This is a genomic window from Paenibacillus harenae DSM 16969, assembly GCF_000422465.1.
Classification (GTDB): domain Bacteria; phylum Bacillota; class Bacilli; order Paenibacillales; family Paenibacillaceae; genus Pristimantibacillus; species Pristimantibacillus harenae.
Genome location: NZ_AULV01000014.1, coordinates 79,298 through 93,498, shown reverse-complemented (window position 1 = coordinate 93,498; position 14,201 = coordinate 79,298). Strand labels below are relative to the sequence as shown.

The following is a 14,201-nucleotide window of genomic DNA, read 5'->3' as shown; positions in this document are numbered from 1 at the left end:
GAACATGAATGTAATCGAGATTAAGAATCTGACCAAGACGTATGGAAAAGCCAGAGGAATAACGAATATCAGCTTCAATGTGGAAGAGGGCGAAATATTTGGATTTATCGGTCCGAACGGCGCCGGAAAATCGACAACGATCCGAACGCTGCTTTCCCTGATCTATCCGACGGGCGGCAGCGCCAAGATCTTCGGCAAGGATTGCATCGAATCGGCCCACGAGATCGCCAAGGACATCGGCTACCTGCCTTCCGAGGTATTTTATTACGACAATATGAAGGTAATGGATTTACTCAAGTATTCAGCCAGCTTCTACAAGAAGGATTGCTGGAAAAGAATAATGGAATTAGCGGAAATCATGGATCTTGATTTAAACAAGAAGATTGACGATCTCTCTCTGGGAAATAAGAAGAAGGTCGGGATCGTTCAAGGGCTTCTCCATGATCCGAAGCTTATCATCCTTGATGAGCCTACCAGCGGATTGGACCCGCTTATGCAGCAAAAATTTTTCGAGCTCTTGGAGCAGGTCAATAAAAAAGGGGCGACGATTTTATTCTCGTCACATATTTTAAGCGAGGTTCAGCGATTATGCGACCGGGTGGCCATCATTAAGGAAGGCCAAATTGTTCAGGTTGAGAAGATAAGCATCTTAAAGGAAAACAATCATAAGAAATTCAAAATCGAAACAAAGGAGAAGATAAGCCCGGCCTTCTTCCAATTAGCCGGTGTCAATAATGTAGAAGCGCATGACGATACGATCAGCTTCCTGTTTAGAGGTGATATTAATACGGTGATGAGAAAAATGGCCGAAATCGATATCGTGAATCTGTGGATCGAAGAGCCGGACCTGGAGGAGATCTTTATGCATTATTACGTAAAGGAGGCCTAGCCGGAGATGAATATTTTTCTCTATGAATTGAAAGCTTACCGGAAATCCACGCTGGTGTGGACATTCTCTTTACTGGCTATTGTGACGATGTTCATGTCGTTCTACCCGTCCATATCCAAAGATATCGACCAGTTTACGAAGCTGCTCGAGGGATTTCCGGAGCCCGTCAGGAAAGCCTTCGGATTGCAATTAGATAATATGGGAACGATTATGGGGTTCTATTCCTATATGTTTCTGTATCTTACGCTTTGCGGAGCCATTCAAGGGATGAATCTCGGGATCTCGGTCTTGTCGAAGGAAACCCGCGACAAAACGGCCGATTTTCTGCTGACAAAGCCCGTCACGCGGGTCAACATATTGACGGCTAAGCTGATGGCGACGGCGGTTTCTTTAATCCTTACGAATGCCGTCTATATGATTGGCGCGGGTATGATGGCCTCCCAAGTGAAAACGGAAGACTACAGCATGAAAATATTTGTGATGATTTCATTGACGCTGTTGTTCATTCAGCTGATTTTTCTGGTGCTCGGGCTGCTGCTTTCCGTTTTGTTTGCAAGAATCAAATCGGTATTGACCGTATCCCTTGGCGTTGTCTTTTGTTTCTTCTTTATTGGAATGCTGGCTGCGACAGGCGGTGACGAGGCAAAACGGTTTCTTTCTCCATTTAAATATTTCGACACGGCCTATATTATCGAACATTCCAGCTATGAAGCCCCTTATTTGTTAGCCGGCATAGGGATCATCGCAGCCTCCTTGATTACAAGCTATATCGCGTATATGAAAAAGGATATCCATGCGGGTTAAACCTGGGGCTGTAAAGGAGGGATTTCGGCCATGAATATTTTTCTGAAGGAAATGAAGGCCCATCGGAAATCGCTCATGATCTGGTGCGCGGGAATGATCCTGCTTATCGCGTCGGGAATGAGCAAGTATGCGGGCTTATCGTCAACCGGACAATCGCTTAATGCCATGCTGGAGCAAATACCTAAATCCATACAGGTTATGATGGGGATGGGTACTTTGGATTTATCCAAGGCAACCGGGTATTACGGCGTATTATTTTTATACATCGCATTAATGGCGACCATCCATGCAGCTATGCTTGGGGCTACGATTATTTCCAAAGAGGAGCGGGATAAGACGGCGGAGTTTTTGTTTGTGAAGCCTGTCTCAAGAAAGTCGATTATTCTGATCAAAATGCTGGCAGCCCTCATGAATATTGGAATTCTTACGATTATTTCCTATGGTTCTAGCCTTCTCATCGTCGGCGGGTACAGTAAAGGAGAATCCGTTGGAGCCGATATATCGGTCACAATTGCGGGTTTGTTCATTTTGCAGCTTATATTTCTAGTGACCGGTACAGCAATCGCGGCAGTCTACAAGAAGCCCAAGAAGGCGGCATCCCTGTCTGCGGGAGTTCTTCTCGCGATGTATCTCTTATCCGTGGCGGTAGACTTAAACGACGGGATTAAAGGCTTGAAATATATAACGCCGTTCAAATACTTTCAAGCAAGCGATATGATGTACGGCGGAGGGCTCGATACGATATATATTTTATTGTCGGCAGCCATTGTTGTTGCGCTATTTACTTTGACGATTGTCTTTTATAAGAAAAGAGACCTGTATCTATAAGCCGGCTCTAATTCAAGCTCTTCGCCTTAAGGGGAAGGGCTTTTATTTATGCGCTTAGAATTCTCCCGAAACGGGTTGCGTCCTCTGACAAGGGCGCAGACAGGCGCTTCTGCTTGTTTATGCAAGGCGAATTGAATAATAAGGGTTCTTTTTGGGCCAAGGAAGGGGTAAATATAACAAAAGAAAAAGTTTAAGGGAGGGAACCACCCATGAGTAAAAATCGGAAATGGATGCTGGCAGGGACTGCCGTTCTTGCCTTATCGCTGCTTGCGGCTTGCGGCGGCGCGAATAATGACGCTAATCCCCGCCAATTGAGCCTGGTAACGGGCGGCACCGGAGGTACATACTATCCTCTAGGCGGGCAGATCGCGGAAATTATTAAAGACGCTACCGGCATAGAAACGACGGCGCAAGTATCCAATGCATCCGCGGAGAACATGCAAACGATGAACGATGGAGAGGCGGATATCGGATTCACACAGACGGACATCGCCAGCTATGCCAAGGAAGGAAAGCTGATGTTTGAAGGAAGCGTAATCGACACGGTACAGGCGATCGGCACCTTGTATCCGGAGACGATTCAAATCGTTACGCTGGCGGACAGCGGCATTGAAACGGTGGAGGATTTGAAAGGGAAAAGGGTGTCGGTCGGCGCTCCCGGAAGCGGGACCTTCGCCAATGCGGAGCAAATTCTGGAAGTCCATGGGTTAACGCTGAATGATATTAACGCTCAGCATCTGGCCTTTGATGAATCCGTAGAAGGGATTCAGGACGGAAATATTGCGGCCGCCTTCATTACGGCGGGTACGCCGACCGGCTCCGTTGAGAGCTTATCGGCCATCAAGGGCGTGAATATTATCGGTATTACGGACGAGAAGTCGGATGCTTTAATTGAGAAATATCCGTATTATGCCAAAGATGTGATAAAAGCCGGGACCTATAAGTTGGAAGCGGATGTGACGACGGTCGCCGTTCAGGCGATGCTGGTGGCGCGTTCGAATCTCAGCGAAAGCCTTGTATACGATATCACAAAAGCGCTGTTCGAGAATACGGACAAAATCACGCATGCAAAGGGAGCTTTTATTACAGCCGAATCGGCTTTGGATGGCGTGGGCATCGAGCTGCATCCGGGAGCGGCTAAATATTTCAAGGAAAAAGGACTGGAGTAGGCGATGTGAGTTCGAAGGTTGTAACGGCAGCGCGAATGGCCGCTTTTTGTATCCTTATTGTTGCATGGGCTCTGTGCATTCCGTTCTATCCGGTCGTCGCATTTGAATACGAGAACACCGGGAGAGTCATGGCTTACTTTCCGGCGGAGGAGCATACCGGTTTCGAAATCAAGTACATCCATTCGATTCATCTGACGCCGGTGAATGAGTCCTATTCCGTTAAGGGCGGCGCCATCGTTCAGGAACAGCTCACATTCGAACAATTTGGAGTCGGGATGCCCTCGAATGCGGCGGGGAATGAGAGGTTTGCCATAAAGGACGGCAAGTATGTCATTAGCGGTATGCAGCGGGATTTTCAACAGGTGGACATGAGAGTGGCCCGGGTAACCGAAAGCCAGCAAATCGTTGCCGGCGGTCGGGAGATTGCCTTTACCTCCTTCGCGAAGCCTGGAGCCTGGATCCGTATGAAGGTGAGAAAAATAAGCGCTTGGAGATGGTTGGAAGGGGGAAATGTACTTGACCCAAGAAAACATGTCTCAGGAGAAAATTGACAAGATGATCGGGAAATACGATCCGGAGGCCGGTTCAAGAGTATTGACCGGCCCGATGTTGTGGATCGTATATTCGGGCCTTCTATGCTTTTCCGTTTTTCAGCTGTATACCGCCGTCTTTGGCGTATTTGCGGCGCAGATTCAGCGTTCGATCCATTTGGGCTTCGGGCTGTCCTTGATATTTCTGCTGTTCCCCGCAAGGAAGAGAATGAGAGGGTTGAAATCATCCCATCGCTTCTTATCGCTGCCATGGTATGACGTGCTCTTATCGCTCGGCGGCGTAATCGTGGGGCTTTATTGGCCGCTAAACATCAATGAGCTGGTTATGCGCGTCGGCCGAATCAACGGTTTGGATTTCATTATCGGTTTATTGGCCGTGCTCCTTGTGCTGGAAGCGGCGCGTCGGGTCGTAGGTTTGCCGATAACGGTTATAGCGGCCGTTTCATTGGGATACGCCTATTTTGGCCCTTATATGCCGGGGTTCCTCGAGCATAGGGGAATTAGCATCGAACGTATTATACGAACTATGTTCTACAGCACGGACGGGATACTCGGCACGCCGATTGCGGTATCGGCGACCTATATCTTTTTGTTTCTGCTCTTTGGATCTTTCCTGGTCAAAACGGGAGTAGGCCAATATTTTAACGATCTGTCCATGGTCATTGCCGGCCGGGCCGCAGGCGGCCCGGCCAAAGTGGCTGTGTTCTCAAGCGCCCTGCAGGGTACGGTGAGCGGCAGCTCCGTCGCCAACGTGGTTACCTCGGGCGCCTTTACGATCCCGATGATGAAGAAGCTTGGCTATAAGAAGGAGTTCGCCGGCGCGGTGGAAGCGGCATCGTCTACCGGGGGGCAGCTCATGCCGCCAATTATGGGGGCGGCCGCCTTCCTGATGGTCGAATTTATCGGCGGTATCAGCTACTGGGATATCGCCAAGGCGGCAGCCATTCCGGCATTGCTCTATTTCACGGGGATATGGATTATGACGCATTTTGAAGCGAAACGGCTGGGGCTTAGAGGATTAACCAAGGAAGAAATGCCGAACCGCAAGGAAGTGTTAAAGAAAGCCTATCTGCTGCTGCCGATTGCCTTTCTCGTTTACTTGCTCATGACGGGAATGACGGTAACGCGCTCGGCGCTCTGGTCGATCGTGCTTGCCATTGCGGTCGGGGCCTTTCATAAAGAAACACGCATGGGCGTGAAGGACTTCCTCGATGCGTTAGCGGATGGAGCCCGTACAGCGCTGGGAGTTGTCTCCGCTACCGCTGCGGCGGGCATCATCGTAGGTGTCGTGACGTTAACGGGACTGGGACTTAAGCTGGCGAACGGGCTGATCGATATGGCTGGCGGCGCGCTGCTGCTGACGCTATTCTTCACGATGATCGCCGCGCTTGTCCTCGGGATGGGCTCGCCAACGACGGCCAACTACATTATTACGTCAACGATTGCGGCGCCGGCCTTGATCTTATTGCAAGTGCCTGATCTGTCGGCGCATATGTTCGTCTTCTACTTTGGCATTATAGCCGATATTACTCCGCCGGTTGCGCTGGCCGCATTCGCCGCCTCCGGGATATCGGGGGGCGAGCCGATACGAACGGGAATCGAGTCGTCTAAGCTGGCTATCGCCGCTTTTATTATTCCCTATATGTTCGTTCTCTCGCCGGAGCTGCTCGGCATTGATTCGACCTGGGGAGAGACGGCGTGGATTCTGCTTACCGCCATTACCGGCATGATTGCCATCGGGGCAAGCATGATCGGCTTCTGGCTTAGAAAGATGCACTGGGCGGAGAGGATAGCCGCGGCGGGTGCCGGACTTTTATTGATCTATCCGGAGGGTTACTCGGATGCGGCCGGAATGGTTGTATTCATCCTCTTATTGGTGATTCAGTATATGTCGGCGAAGAAGGATAAAGCCCGTCCCGAAGTGTCAAATACGATGTAAGCTTAAGAAGGAAAAGAGCCCATGCAATAAGCGTCGTTGAGGGTGTTCCCAAAGCCGGTAGACTTTGGGACACCCTCATTTTTTGCGTTTAGCTAATTTATCGTTTTATCTCAACCATCCAAGGGCTGCCGAGAGGCGGCTTTATTCCGATCGGGGAGCATTTTCCGAGTAAAGACCAAAAATGAATAAGAATTGTAATAAACTGGAACAATAATACAATGCTGGAAAATACGCAGATTAGGGGGATTTATGTGGAAGAGAAACATCGACCGCGAAGGCCGCGAGCAAGGATCAGCGCTTACGGTATCACATCTATTCGATGGATTAGTCCATATATGGTCGCTTGGTGGTCGGCGGCATTCCCGGGCTTTGGTCATTATTTATTGAATAAATACATACGCGCGACGCTGCTCACGTTATCGGAAGTGATTTTCAACACCCTGGCCCACATTAACGAATCGTTAGTATACTCTTTTTCCGGAAGATTTCAGGCGGCGGTTGAAGTATTGGAGCCCCGGTGGGCGTATGGCTATTTGCTTATCTATATGATTGCTTTATGGGACAGCTATCGGTCTTGCCTGGAGAACAACCGGTTATTCCAATTGGCGGAGCTGGAGAACAGCCGAATAAGGCCGTTTCTGCTGGGGAAATCGGAAATTCACTATTTGGAGAAGAAGAGTCCGGTCAAAGCGGCGCTCTTCGCCTTTGCCTTTCCGGGAATGGGGCATCTCTACAATCATCGCATCGGATTGGCTTTCTACGCGATATTCTGGTGGTGGGTTTACCTGTCCCTGTCCGGATTGCATGTCTCTGCATATCTGCTGTTCTACGGCAAGTTACAGGCTTCCACCCAGATCCTTCATCCGCATTGGCTTCTCTTTATGCCTTCCGTGATTGGAGGGGCTATTTATCATTCCTTCACGATTGCCATCGAGCACAACCGGTTGTTCCGAATTGAGCAAAGGCAGTATTTCGCCGAGAGATACGGTGCCTCCCCGATACGGATCTTTCCGGAACCGAGGTGACGGTATGCTGATCGTAGGTGTTTTCGCGCACTGTACGGAGTTGGAGCTGGCGCTTTCCCTTCTTGAGCATAATGGTATCAAACAGAGCTGGATCATGGTCGTGCCGATGGATCGCAGCCAGGATGCAAAGTCTACTTTTTCTCCCAGGATTGCGTCGGATGCCGAGATGGCTTTCGAGATCGGAATGGCTGGCGGAACGGCATTCAGCGTAGTTGGTGTAAGTCTTGGATTTTCCTTATATCTGGGGCCGTTGTTATGGGGCGTAATCTTTGCCGTCATCGGGTTCCTTCTGGCGTTCGGCATCACCCTGCTGGTAAAAAGGAAGAAGAGCGCACGATTCGGAAGTAAGTATGTGAGAAATAAAAATAAAAAAGCAAACCAGCCCGAAATTACGGTGCTTATTCAATGTGAGAAGGAGCGCGCCGGGAAGGTCAGTCAAATTTTATGGGAGCATGAGGCGATTGCCGTAGGAGAACTGGCGTATGAATAACCGGACAGGGCATAAGCTTCAATAAGACAAATAGCTTCTCGCAAATAAGTCTCAAACCCTTCCCGTTCTGCTGCGGGCGATGGATAAGATGATAAAAAGGTTGGACTGAGGGTTATTGAGGCGCGAATTGTGTTAAAATAATGAAATAAACCAAATGGAACCTCGGAAGATTGAAAAATTCCGGGGTTTTCGTTTTTATGGGAGAGTGATGAACAGATGATTAATATCCTGCTGCTCATTTTCGGTATTCAGATTGTGTATGTATCCGCCTTTACTTTACGGATGATCCTGACCTTGAAAGGCCAGAAGTATATCGCCGCCCTAATCAGCACGCTGGAAGTGACGATCTATGTGTTAGGCTTGAATTTGGTTTTATCCTACCTTGACCACTTTGCCAGCTTGGCCGTATATGCCATCGGTTACGCGTTGGGCGTACTCGTCGGATCATGGATCGAGGAGAAGCTTGCTCTAGGTTATATTACGTTGAAGGTCATCTGTAACAAACCGGATGTACAAATCGCACAATTACTGCGTCAGGCGGGTTATGGGGTGACCTCCTGGATCGGAACCGGGCGGGACGGCAACCGGCTTATTATGGATATTTTGGCGAAACGCAAAAGTCAGAAGCATCTGAACGATTTAATTCTGGAGCTGGATCCCAAAGCGTTTGTTATCTTCCACGAGCCTAACCAAATTCACGGAGGCTTCTGGACGAAGGCGATCAGGCGGTAGCCGACTCAGGCGGCATTCATAATAAATTCCTGTTAGGGAAGCATAAGGAGGAAGTTTATTGTAAAGGTGGGCCTGACATGGGTAAAATGATTTGGAAAAATCCCGTTTTTTCAATATCGGCTGTCATCATATTGCTATTGGTTTTGCTCGGAGCGGTCATTCCGGAACAGTTTGGTCTTGTTTCCAGCAGGCTATTTGATTTCTCAACCGTTAATTTCGGATGGTTTTATTTATTTGCTGTGTTTATCATTATTATTTTCCTGGTGGGGCTTGCCATTAGCAAATATGGCGCAATTCGCTTGGGAGGGGAGAATGAGAGGCCGGAATTCTCATTTTTCTCGTGGATCGGAATGTTATTCTCCGCAGGATTTGGTGCAGGTCTTGTCTTTTGGGGCGTCGCCGAGCCTATGAGTCATTTTTTCTCGACACCGTTTGTAAGAGTGGAAGCGCAAACCGAAGAGGCTGCAAGAATTGCCATGGGTTATTCCTTCTTTCACTGGGGGGTCAGTCAATGGTCGGTATTTGCAATTGTCGGTCTGGTCGTTGGATTTCTTCAATTTCGCAAACAAAAGAACGGGCTAATTTCAACTGCCCTTGAGCCCGTCACGGGAAGCAACCCTGTTGTGAAAAATACGATTGATACCTTTTCGGTTATCGCAACCGTTATGGGAATTGCGACATCCATTGGATTGGGCGTTCTTCAGATGAATGGCGGTTTACATGCCGTATTTGGCATGGGCAATTCAATCGTTACCCAATTGGTCATTATATTCATCATTTTTGTTGCTTATATGTTATCATCCACTACGGGTCTCAATAAAGGTATACGTTATTTAAGCAATTTGAACTTGGGGCTTGCCATCGTCTTTTTGGTATTTGTCTTAATTACCGGACCTACTGTATTCATCCTAGAAACGTTCATATTGGCGATTGGAGATTATTTTACGAACTTTATAAGTTACAGCCTGCGTTTGCAGCCTTATCAAGGGGGAACTTGGGTACGTGATTGGACCATTTTTTATTGGGCCTGGGCAATAGCATGGTCCCCCTACGTCGGTACATTTGTGGCGCGGGTTTCCAGAGGGAGAACGATAAGAGAATACGTCATGGGCGTCATGATCATTCCGCCCGCTATCGCTTGTCTTTGGATTGCAGCATTCGGCGGCACGGCTTTATGGAACGACTTGAACAAGGACGCCGGCATAGCGGCTGCCGTTAATGCGGATATAACGTCAGCGCTATTTCGGACCTTCGAGCATTTGCCGCTAACTAATCTGCTGTCCTTTCTGTCGATATTGCTTATTCTCACCTTTCTTGTGACTTCTGCCGATTCTGCAACGTATATTTTGTCCAGTATGACGACATTCGGCACCCTGCAGCCGCCGCAAGCGGCGAAAGTTGTATGGGGCATTCTTATGTCCGCCATTGCGGGGGTGCTGCTCTATGCCGGAGGACTTGAAGCGCTGCAAACGGCTTCACTCATTGCGGCATTGCCATTTACCTCGCTGTTATTGCTGCTGGCGATTGCGATTGTCAAGCTTCTCAGAAAAGAGCCGCTTCCGATCCGGAAAGCTGACTTAAGACGTTTCCGGCGCCTCGAGAAGGCCGCCAATGAAGATAAAAAGAAATAAAGCTCGTAAAGCATTATCGTCGGTTTTTTAATGCATAGCCTGTTCGGACCAAGGATCGATGCCGGGGTCTTGTCCTTGCCCAAGCGATTGTATGCGAGCCATGTAATGCGACCAGCCTTGCTCGTGAGACGCGATTTCCGTGGCCGGCAAATCGTAATGGGTTAACACTAGAAGCGTTCCGTTATCCTTAGGCGTCAGCTTGAATTCGACGGTGCTGGATCCCGGGGGCACAAGCTTCGATTTCTCCCAGCCCCATGTCATGACGATTTTCTCGTTTGGAATCATCTCTTTATATTCGCCCATTGCAACATCGCTGCCATTGATATCAATCCGGTATTTACCGCCGATGCTCGGATCGAGTAAGACGTGACGGCCCATCCAACGAACCAATTTGTCGGGATCGGTAAAGAACGAGAATAAGGTCTCCGGACGGCATTCTATAAAGATTTCTTTCGTAATCGTTTCATTTCTGCTGGTTGGATTCATGCTTTCTCCTTTCTTCCTCTTCCGCCGCTTCCTTCAGGCGCAGCAAGCTGTCGTCCCAGAAGCTCTCGATTAACTGCTTGATTTCGAAAAAACCTTCCCTCCTAATGCCGTAGAATCGTTTGGTGCCTGCCCGCCTGACAACGACGAGCCCGGCTTCTTCAAGAACTTTAAGATGCTGCGAGATAGCAGGCGCCGATATGTCAAAATGCGACGCGATGGCGCTGGAGGTAAGTTCTCCATCGCGGACGAGATGTAATATATCTCTGCGCCGGGGCTCCGCTATGGCTTGAATGGCTTTATCGATCATGCCATTAATTTAGCATATACTTAATTAAGTGTCAACTTAAATAATGCTTGCCTAATGATCAAACATGATTTATTCTGACCTTGGGAAAAGGGAAAGATGCTTGGTATATGACGCACGGAGTCCATCAAGAAAGATTATGAGGCATAAGGAAAGAGGGAATAATATGACCGTATCGCGTTCCGAAGATCAATCCAAAGCGTTATTCGAAGCGGATCAGAGCAAGGAAAAACGGAGGGGCAAGGGAATGATAGACGTTCGAACGGAAATCATTATTCGGTGTCCGCGCGGCAAAGTTGCGGAATACGCGGCAAATCCCGATCATGCTCCCGAATGGTACGTGAATATCAAATCGGTGGAATGGCAGACGCCTAAGCCGCTCGCAATAGGTTCCCTCATCGCGTTCAAAGCGGAATTTTTAGGTAAGCAGCTTGATTACGTCTATCGGATCATGGCATTTAAGCCGGGCGAGATGCTTGTTATGAGCACGGCTGACGGGCCTTTTCCCATGGAAACGACCTATGAATGGGAGTCGGTCGACGGGCAATCGACCCGAATGTCCTTGCGAAATAGAGGGAATCCCAAAGGGTTTTCCATGTTGGCCGCACCGTTCATGGCATTCATGATGCGCCGCGCGAATAAGAAGGATTTGCTAAAAATCAAAAAAATACTTGAAAATGAAAGCGTCAGTACCTAGGATGGGTACTGACGCTTTTTTTTTGAAAATGACATGACAACGGATTGCCTCCTATTTTAAAAATAATTATATTTCACCGCGAAACGGTTGCGTACGAAGACAATTACGCCGATAGGCGTTGCGGTTTGGCTGCTGCGGCTCGAGATTCATCTTTCTTGTCCAAGGCAAGGCCCCATCCCGTCAGGAAAACGGCTCCCAGGACCATCAAGGCGCCGACCCAGGTCGTATGAATAAGTCCGATCGTATCCGTTATGACGCCGCCCAAGTAAGCCCCGATGGCAATGCCGGCGTTAAAAGCGGCAATATTGACCGCGGAGGCCACGTCCTTCGCTTTCGGCGCGAATCGCTCGGCCAGCATGACCACGTATACCTGCAGGCCGGGCACATTCATGAAAGCGAGCAGTCCCATGAAGAAGATCGTAACTAACCCGGCGACTTTGAACGGCGCCGTGAAGGCCAGCACGAAGAGAATGACAGCCTGAATCAGGAACATATAGAACAAAGCCTTGACCGGCTTGCGGTTAGCTACTTTGCCGCCAATGATGTTGCCGATCGCGATGGCAATTCCGTATAAAAGAAGAATGACCGCTGCCGTCTTTTCCTGAAATCCGGTTATATCGTGCAATAACGGGGATAAATAGGTAAAGACGACAAACGTGCCGCCATAGCCGAGCGCCGTAATGACGAAGGCAAGCAGCATCCGTCCGTTCGTAACGAGTTTAACCTGGTCGCGAAGCTGCGTTTTTGTCCCTTTGGGCAAGTTAGAGCTAATTAATATCATGTTGGCGACAAAAGCCAGGACACCGATGGCAACGATGGCGATAAAAGCAGCCCGCCAGCCCAGCTGTTGGCCAATCAAGGTCCCGAGCGGCACTCCGGTTACCGTTGCGACCGTAAGGCCGGAGAACATAATCGCGATCGCGCTGGCTCTGCGGTCTTCCGTAACAAGGTCGGCCGCGATGGTGGAACCGATCGACATGAATACTCCGTGCGCTAACGCGGAGATGACGCGCGCTGCCAGCAGCACGGCAATCCCGCCCGCGGTTGCGGCAAGGAGATTGCCGGCGATAAATACGACCATGATCCATAGAAGCAGCGTTTTACGCGAGATGCCGGAGGTCAGGGAGGTTAAGACAGGCGCTCCAAAGGTGACCCCTAACGCATATAAAGTAACGGTCAAGCCGGAAGTTGAAACGGATATATGGAGGTCTTCAGCGATAAGAGGCAGAAGCCCCACGCTGATAAACTCGGTTGTTCCGATGGCAAAGGCGCTGATTGCTAACGCCAGAAGCGCGAGCATGCTTCTCTTTTTCTCCACAGTCATTTGGGCTCACTCCTGCTATATTGTATTGGCCGGCCGGCAAGTGCTATTATGGATTATTCGAGAGACGGTGAACAGTACGCACTTCAAAGTGATATAGGCACTAAAAAGTAATATATATAGAGGGGTGGGAGGCCAAGCAGTGACGATGACCAAGAAAAAATACAATATTTCGGTGGAAGCGACGTTGGAAGTGATCGGCGGCAAATGGAAATGCGTGATCCTGTGCCACTTGACGTACGGGAAGAAGAGAACAAGCGATTTAAAGCGGCTTATGCCCGGTATTACCCAAAAAATGCTGACGCAGCAGCTGAGGGAATTGGAGCAGGACGGCATCGTGAACCGGATCAGCTACAATCAAGTGCCGCCGAAGGTGGAGTACGAGCTTAGCGAATACGGCTGGAGCCTGAAATCGATCCTGGATTCCCTATGCGCCTGGGGAGAGAATCATATTATTAAAGAATATGGCGATAAATACGCCGTACTGGAAGATAATCTGTTGAATAAGTAAATATTATTATGAAATATCTGGGATATTGCAAGGAAATATGATAGAATCTACTCAAAATAACTGATGAGGTGATTGACTCTTGATAGGTCGCAGCGGTAATCCGACATTGAAAGAAAGCACGTTCAAGAAAACAGGTTATTATTCCGGACAAGACGCCATGACGATCGAAGGCACCGTGAACAAAGCGTTCATTATGCTGGCCCTTCTTCTAGGCGGAGCATTCTCGACCTGGTCGATGTACTTTAACGGGCAAAATGTTGTTCCTTACGCCGTCGGCGGCGCGATTGCCGGTTTGGTTCTGGTCTTGATCATTAGCTTTAAACCTACGACAGCGCCTTACTTGGTGCCGGTATACGCGATTCTGGAAGGACTGTTCCTGGGTGCGCTTTCCGCGAATTACGAGTCGCTCTTCAACGGCATCACGCTACAGGCTGCGCTGCTGACGATGGGCGTATTCGTGGCGCTGCTTGTTGCTTACAAGACAAGGGTTATCAAAGCGACGAAGAATTTCAAGCTTGGCGTATTTGCCGCTACGGGAGGCATCGCGCTTGTCTACCTGCTAAGCTTCGTGCTTGGATTTTTCGGCGTCAATATCCCGTATCTGCACGATAACAGCTTGATCGGCATCGGCATATCGGTCGTTATCGTGATCGTGGCCGCGCTGAATCTCGTACTCGATTTTGATTTCATTGAGACCGGCGCGCAGCAAGGCGCTCCGAAATATATGGAATGGTACGGCGCATTCGGCTTGATGGTGACTCTGGTCTGGTTATATATCGAAATGCTTCGCCTGCTTTCCAAGATTTGGAGCCGCGACTAGCTTC

The 14,201-nt window shown here is 49.2% G+C and carries 16 protein-coding genes; 13 read left to right on the top strand and 3 right to left on the bottom strand.

Annotated features, from left to right (window positions below; genetic code table 11):
• Nucleotides 1–4 precede the first annotated feature (4 nt).
• The 10 genes from H581_RS0101980 to H581_RS0101935 all read left to right on the top strand — a co-directional run bounded on the left by H581_RS0101980 (nt 5) and on the right by H581_RS0101935 (nt 10,058).
• Complete coding sequence (locus H581_RS0101980) at nt 5–889, top strand: ABC transporter ATP-binding protein (protein ID WP_028608544.1); 885 nt, start codon at nt 5–7, stop codon at nt 887–889.
• Between the two features lie 6 nt (nt 890–895).
• A complete protein-coding gene (locus H581_RS0101975; protein ID WP_028608543.1) occupies nt 896–1,693 on the top strand; it encodes an ABC transporter permease subunit in 798 nt (265 codons plus the stop codon).
• 30 nt (nt 1,694–1,723) lie between these two features.
• Complete coding sequence (locus H581_RS0101970) at nt 1,724–2,521, top strand: ABC transporter permease subunit (protein WP_028608542.1); 798 nt, start codon at nt 1,724–1,726, stop codon at nt 2,519–2,521.
• A 209-nt stretch (nt 2,522–2,730) separates the two neighbouring features.
• Nucleotides 2,731–3,690, top strand: coding sequence for a TAXI family TRAP transporter solute-binding subunit (locus H581_RS0101965; protein WP_028608541.1), 960 nt, complete (start codon nt 2,731–2,733; stop codon nt 3,688–3,690).
• 5 nt (nt 3,691–3,695) lie between these two features.
• Nucleotides 3,696–4,241, top strand: coding sequence for a DUF1850 domain-containing protein (locus H581_RS0101960; protein ID WP_036717414.1), 546 nt, complete (start codon nt 3,696–3,698; stop codon nt 4,239–4,241).
• Nucleotides 4,201–6,180: a TRAP transporter permease gene (locus tag H581_RS0101955; RefSeq protein WP_028608539.1), complete on the top strand. Its 1,980-nt coding sequence runs from the start codon at nt 4,201–4,203 to the stop codon at nt 6,178–6,180. The genes H581_RS0101960 and H581_RS0101955 overlap by 41 nt, the downstream gene beginning before the upstream one ends.
• A gap of 251 nt (nt 6,181–6,431) precedes the next feature.
• Nucleotides 6,432–7,205, top strand: coding sequence for a hypothetical protein (locus H581_RS0101950; protein ID WP_028608538.1), 774 nt, complete (start codon nt 6,432–6,434; stop codon nt 7,203–7,205).
• Between the two features lie 4 nt (nt 7,206–7,209).
• The gene (locus H581_RS32755) at nt 7,210–7,695 is read left to right on the top strand and encodes a hypothetical protein (protein WP_051250389.1); all 486 of its coding nucleotides are present in this window, start codon (nt 7,210–7,212) and stop codon (nt 7,693–7,695) included.
• A 216-nt stretch (nt 7,696–7,911) separates the two neighbouring features.
• Nucleotides 7,912–8,427 carry a DUF2179 domain-containing protein gene (locus H581_RS0101940; protein ID WP_028608537.1) on the top strand — a complete coding sequence of 172 codons (516 nt, stop codon included), beginning with the start codon at nt 7,912–7,914 and terminating at the stop codon, nt 8,425–8,427.
• Nucleotides 8,428–8,504: 77 nt separating this feature from the next.
• Nucleotides 8,505–10,058 (top strand): BCCT family transporter, encoded by a 1,554-nt coding sequence (locus H581_RS0101935; RefSeq protein WP_028608536.1) that lies wholly within the window; start codon nt 8,505–8,507, stop codon nt 10,056–10,058.
• A gap of 27 nt (nt 10,059–10,085) precedes the next feature.
• Here the strand turns inward: H581_RS0101935 and H581_RS0101930 are convergent, their stop codons facing one another.
• Both H581_RS0101930 and H581_RS0101925 read right to left on the bottom strand, forming a co-directional pair.
• Nucleotides 10,086–10,544 (bottom strand): SRPBCC family protein, encoded by a 459-nt coding sequence (locus H581_RS0101930; protein WP_051250388.1) that lies wholly within the window; start codon nt 10,542–10,544, stop codon nt 10,086–10,088.
• Nucleotides 10,522–10,851 (bottom strand): ArsR/SmtB family transcription factor, encoded by a 330-nt coding sequence (locus tag H581_RS0101925; RefSeq protein ID WP_028608534.1) that lies wholly within the window; start codon nt 10,849–10,851, stop codon nt 10,522–10,524. Before H581_RS0101925 ends, H581_RS0101930 begins: the two co-directional genes overlap by 23 nt.
• 163 nt (nt 10,852–11,014) lie before the next feature.
• Here H581_RS0101925 and H581_RS0101920 point away from each other — a divergent pair, with 163 nt between their 5' ends.
• Nucleotides 11,015–11,545: an SRPBCC family protein gene (locus H581_RS0101920; RefSeq protein ID WP_245599867.1), complete on the top strand. Its 531-nt coding sequence runs from the start codon at nt 11,015–11,017 to the stop codon at nt 11,543–11,545.
• Nucleotides 11,546–11,648: 103 nt separating this feature from the next.
• On the opposite strand, the gene H581_RS0101915 is transcribed toward H581_RS0101920, so the two are convergent.
• Nucleotides 11,649–12,869 (bottom strand): MFS transporter, encoded by a 1,221-nt coding sequence (locus H581_RS0101915; protein ID WP_028608532.1) that lies wholly within the window; start codon nt 12,867–12,869, stop codon nt 11,649–11,651.
• Nucleotides 12,870–13,014: 145 nt separating this feature from the next.
• Here H581_RS0101915 and H581_RS0101910 point away from each other — a divergent pair, with 145 nt between their 5' ends.
• Nucleotides 13,015–13,377, top strand: a complete 363-nt coding sequence (locus tag H581_RS0101910) for a winged helix-turn-helix transcriptional regulator (protein WP_028608531.1) — start codon at nt 13,015–13,017, stop codon at nt 13,375–13,377.
• Nucleotides 13,378–13,456: 79 nt separating this feature from the next.
• A complete protein-coding gene (locus H581_RS0101905; protein WP_028608530.1) occupies nt 13,457–14,197 on the top strand; it encodes a Bax inhibitor-1/YccA family protein in 741 nt (246 codons plus the stop codon).
• Nucleotides 14,198–14,201 lie beyond the last annotated feature (4 nt).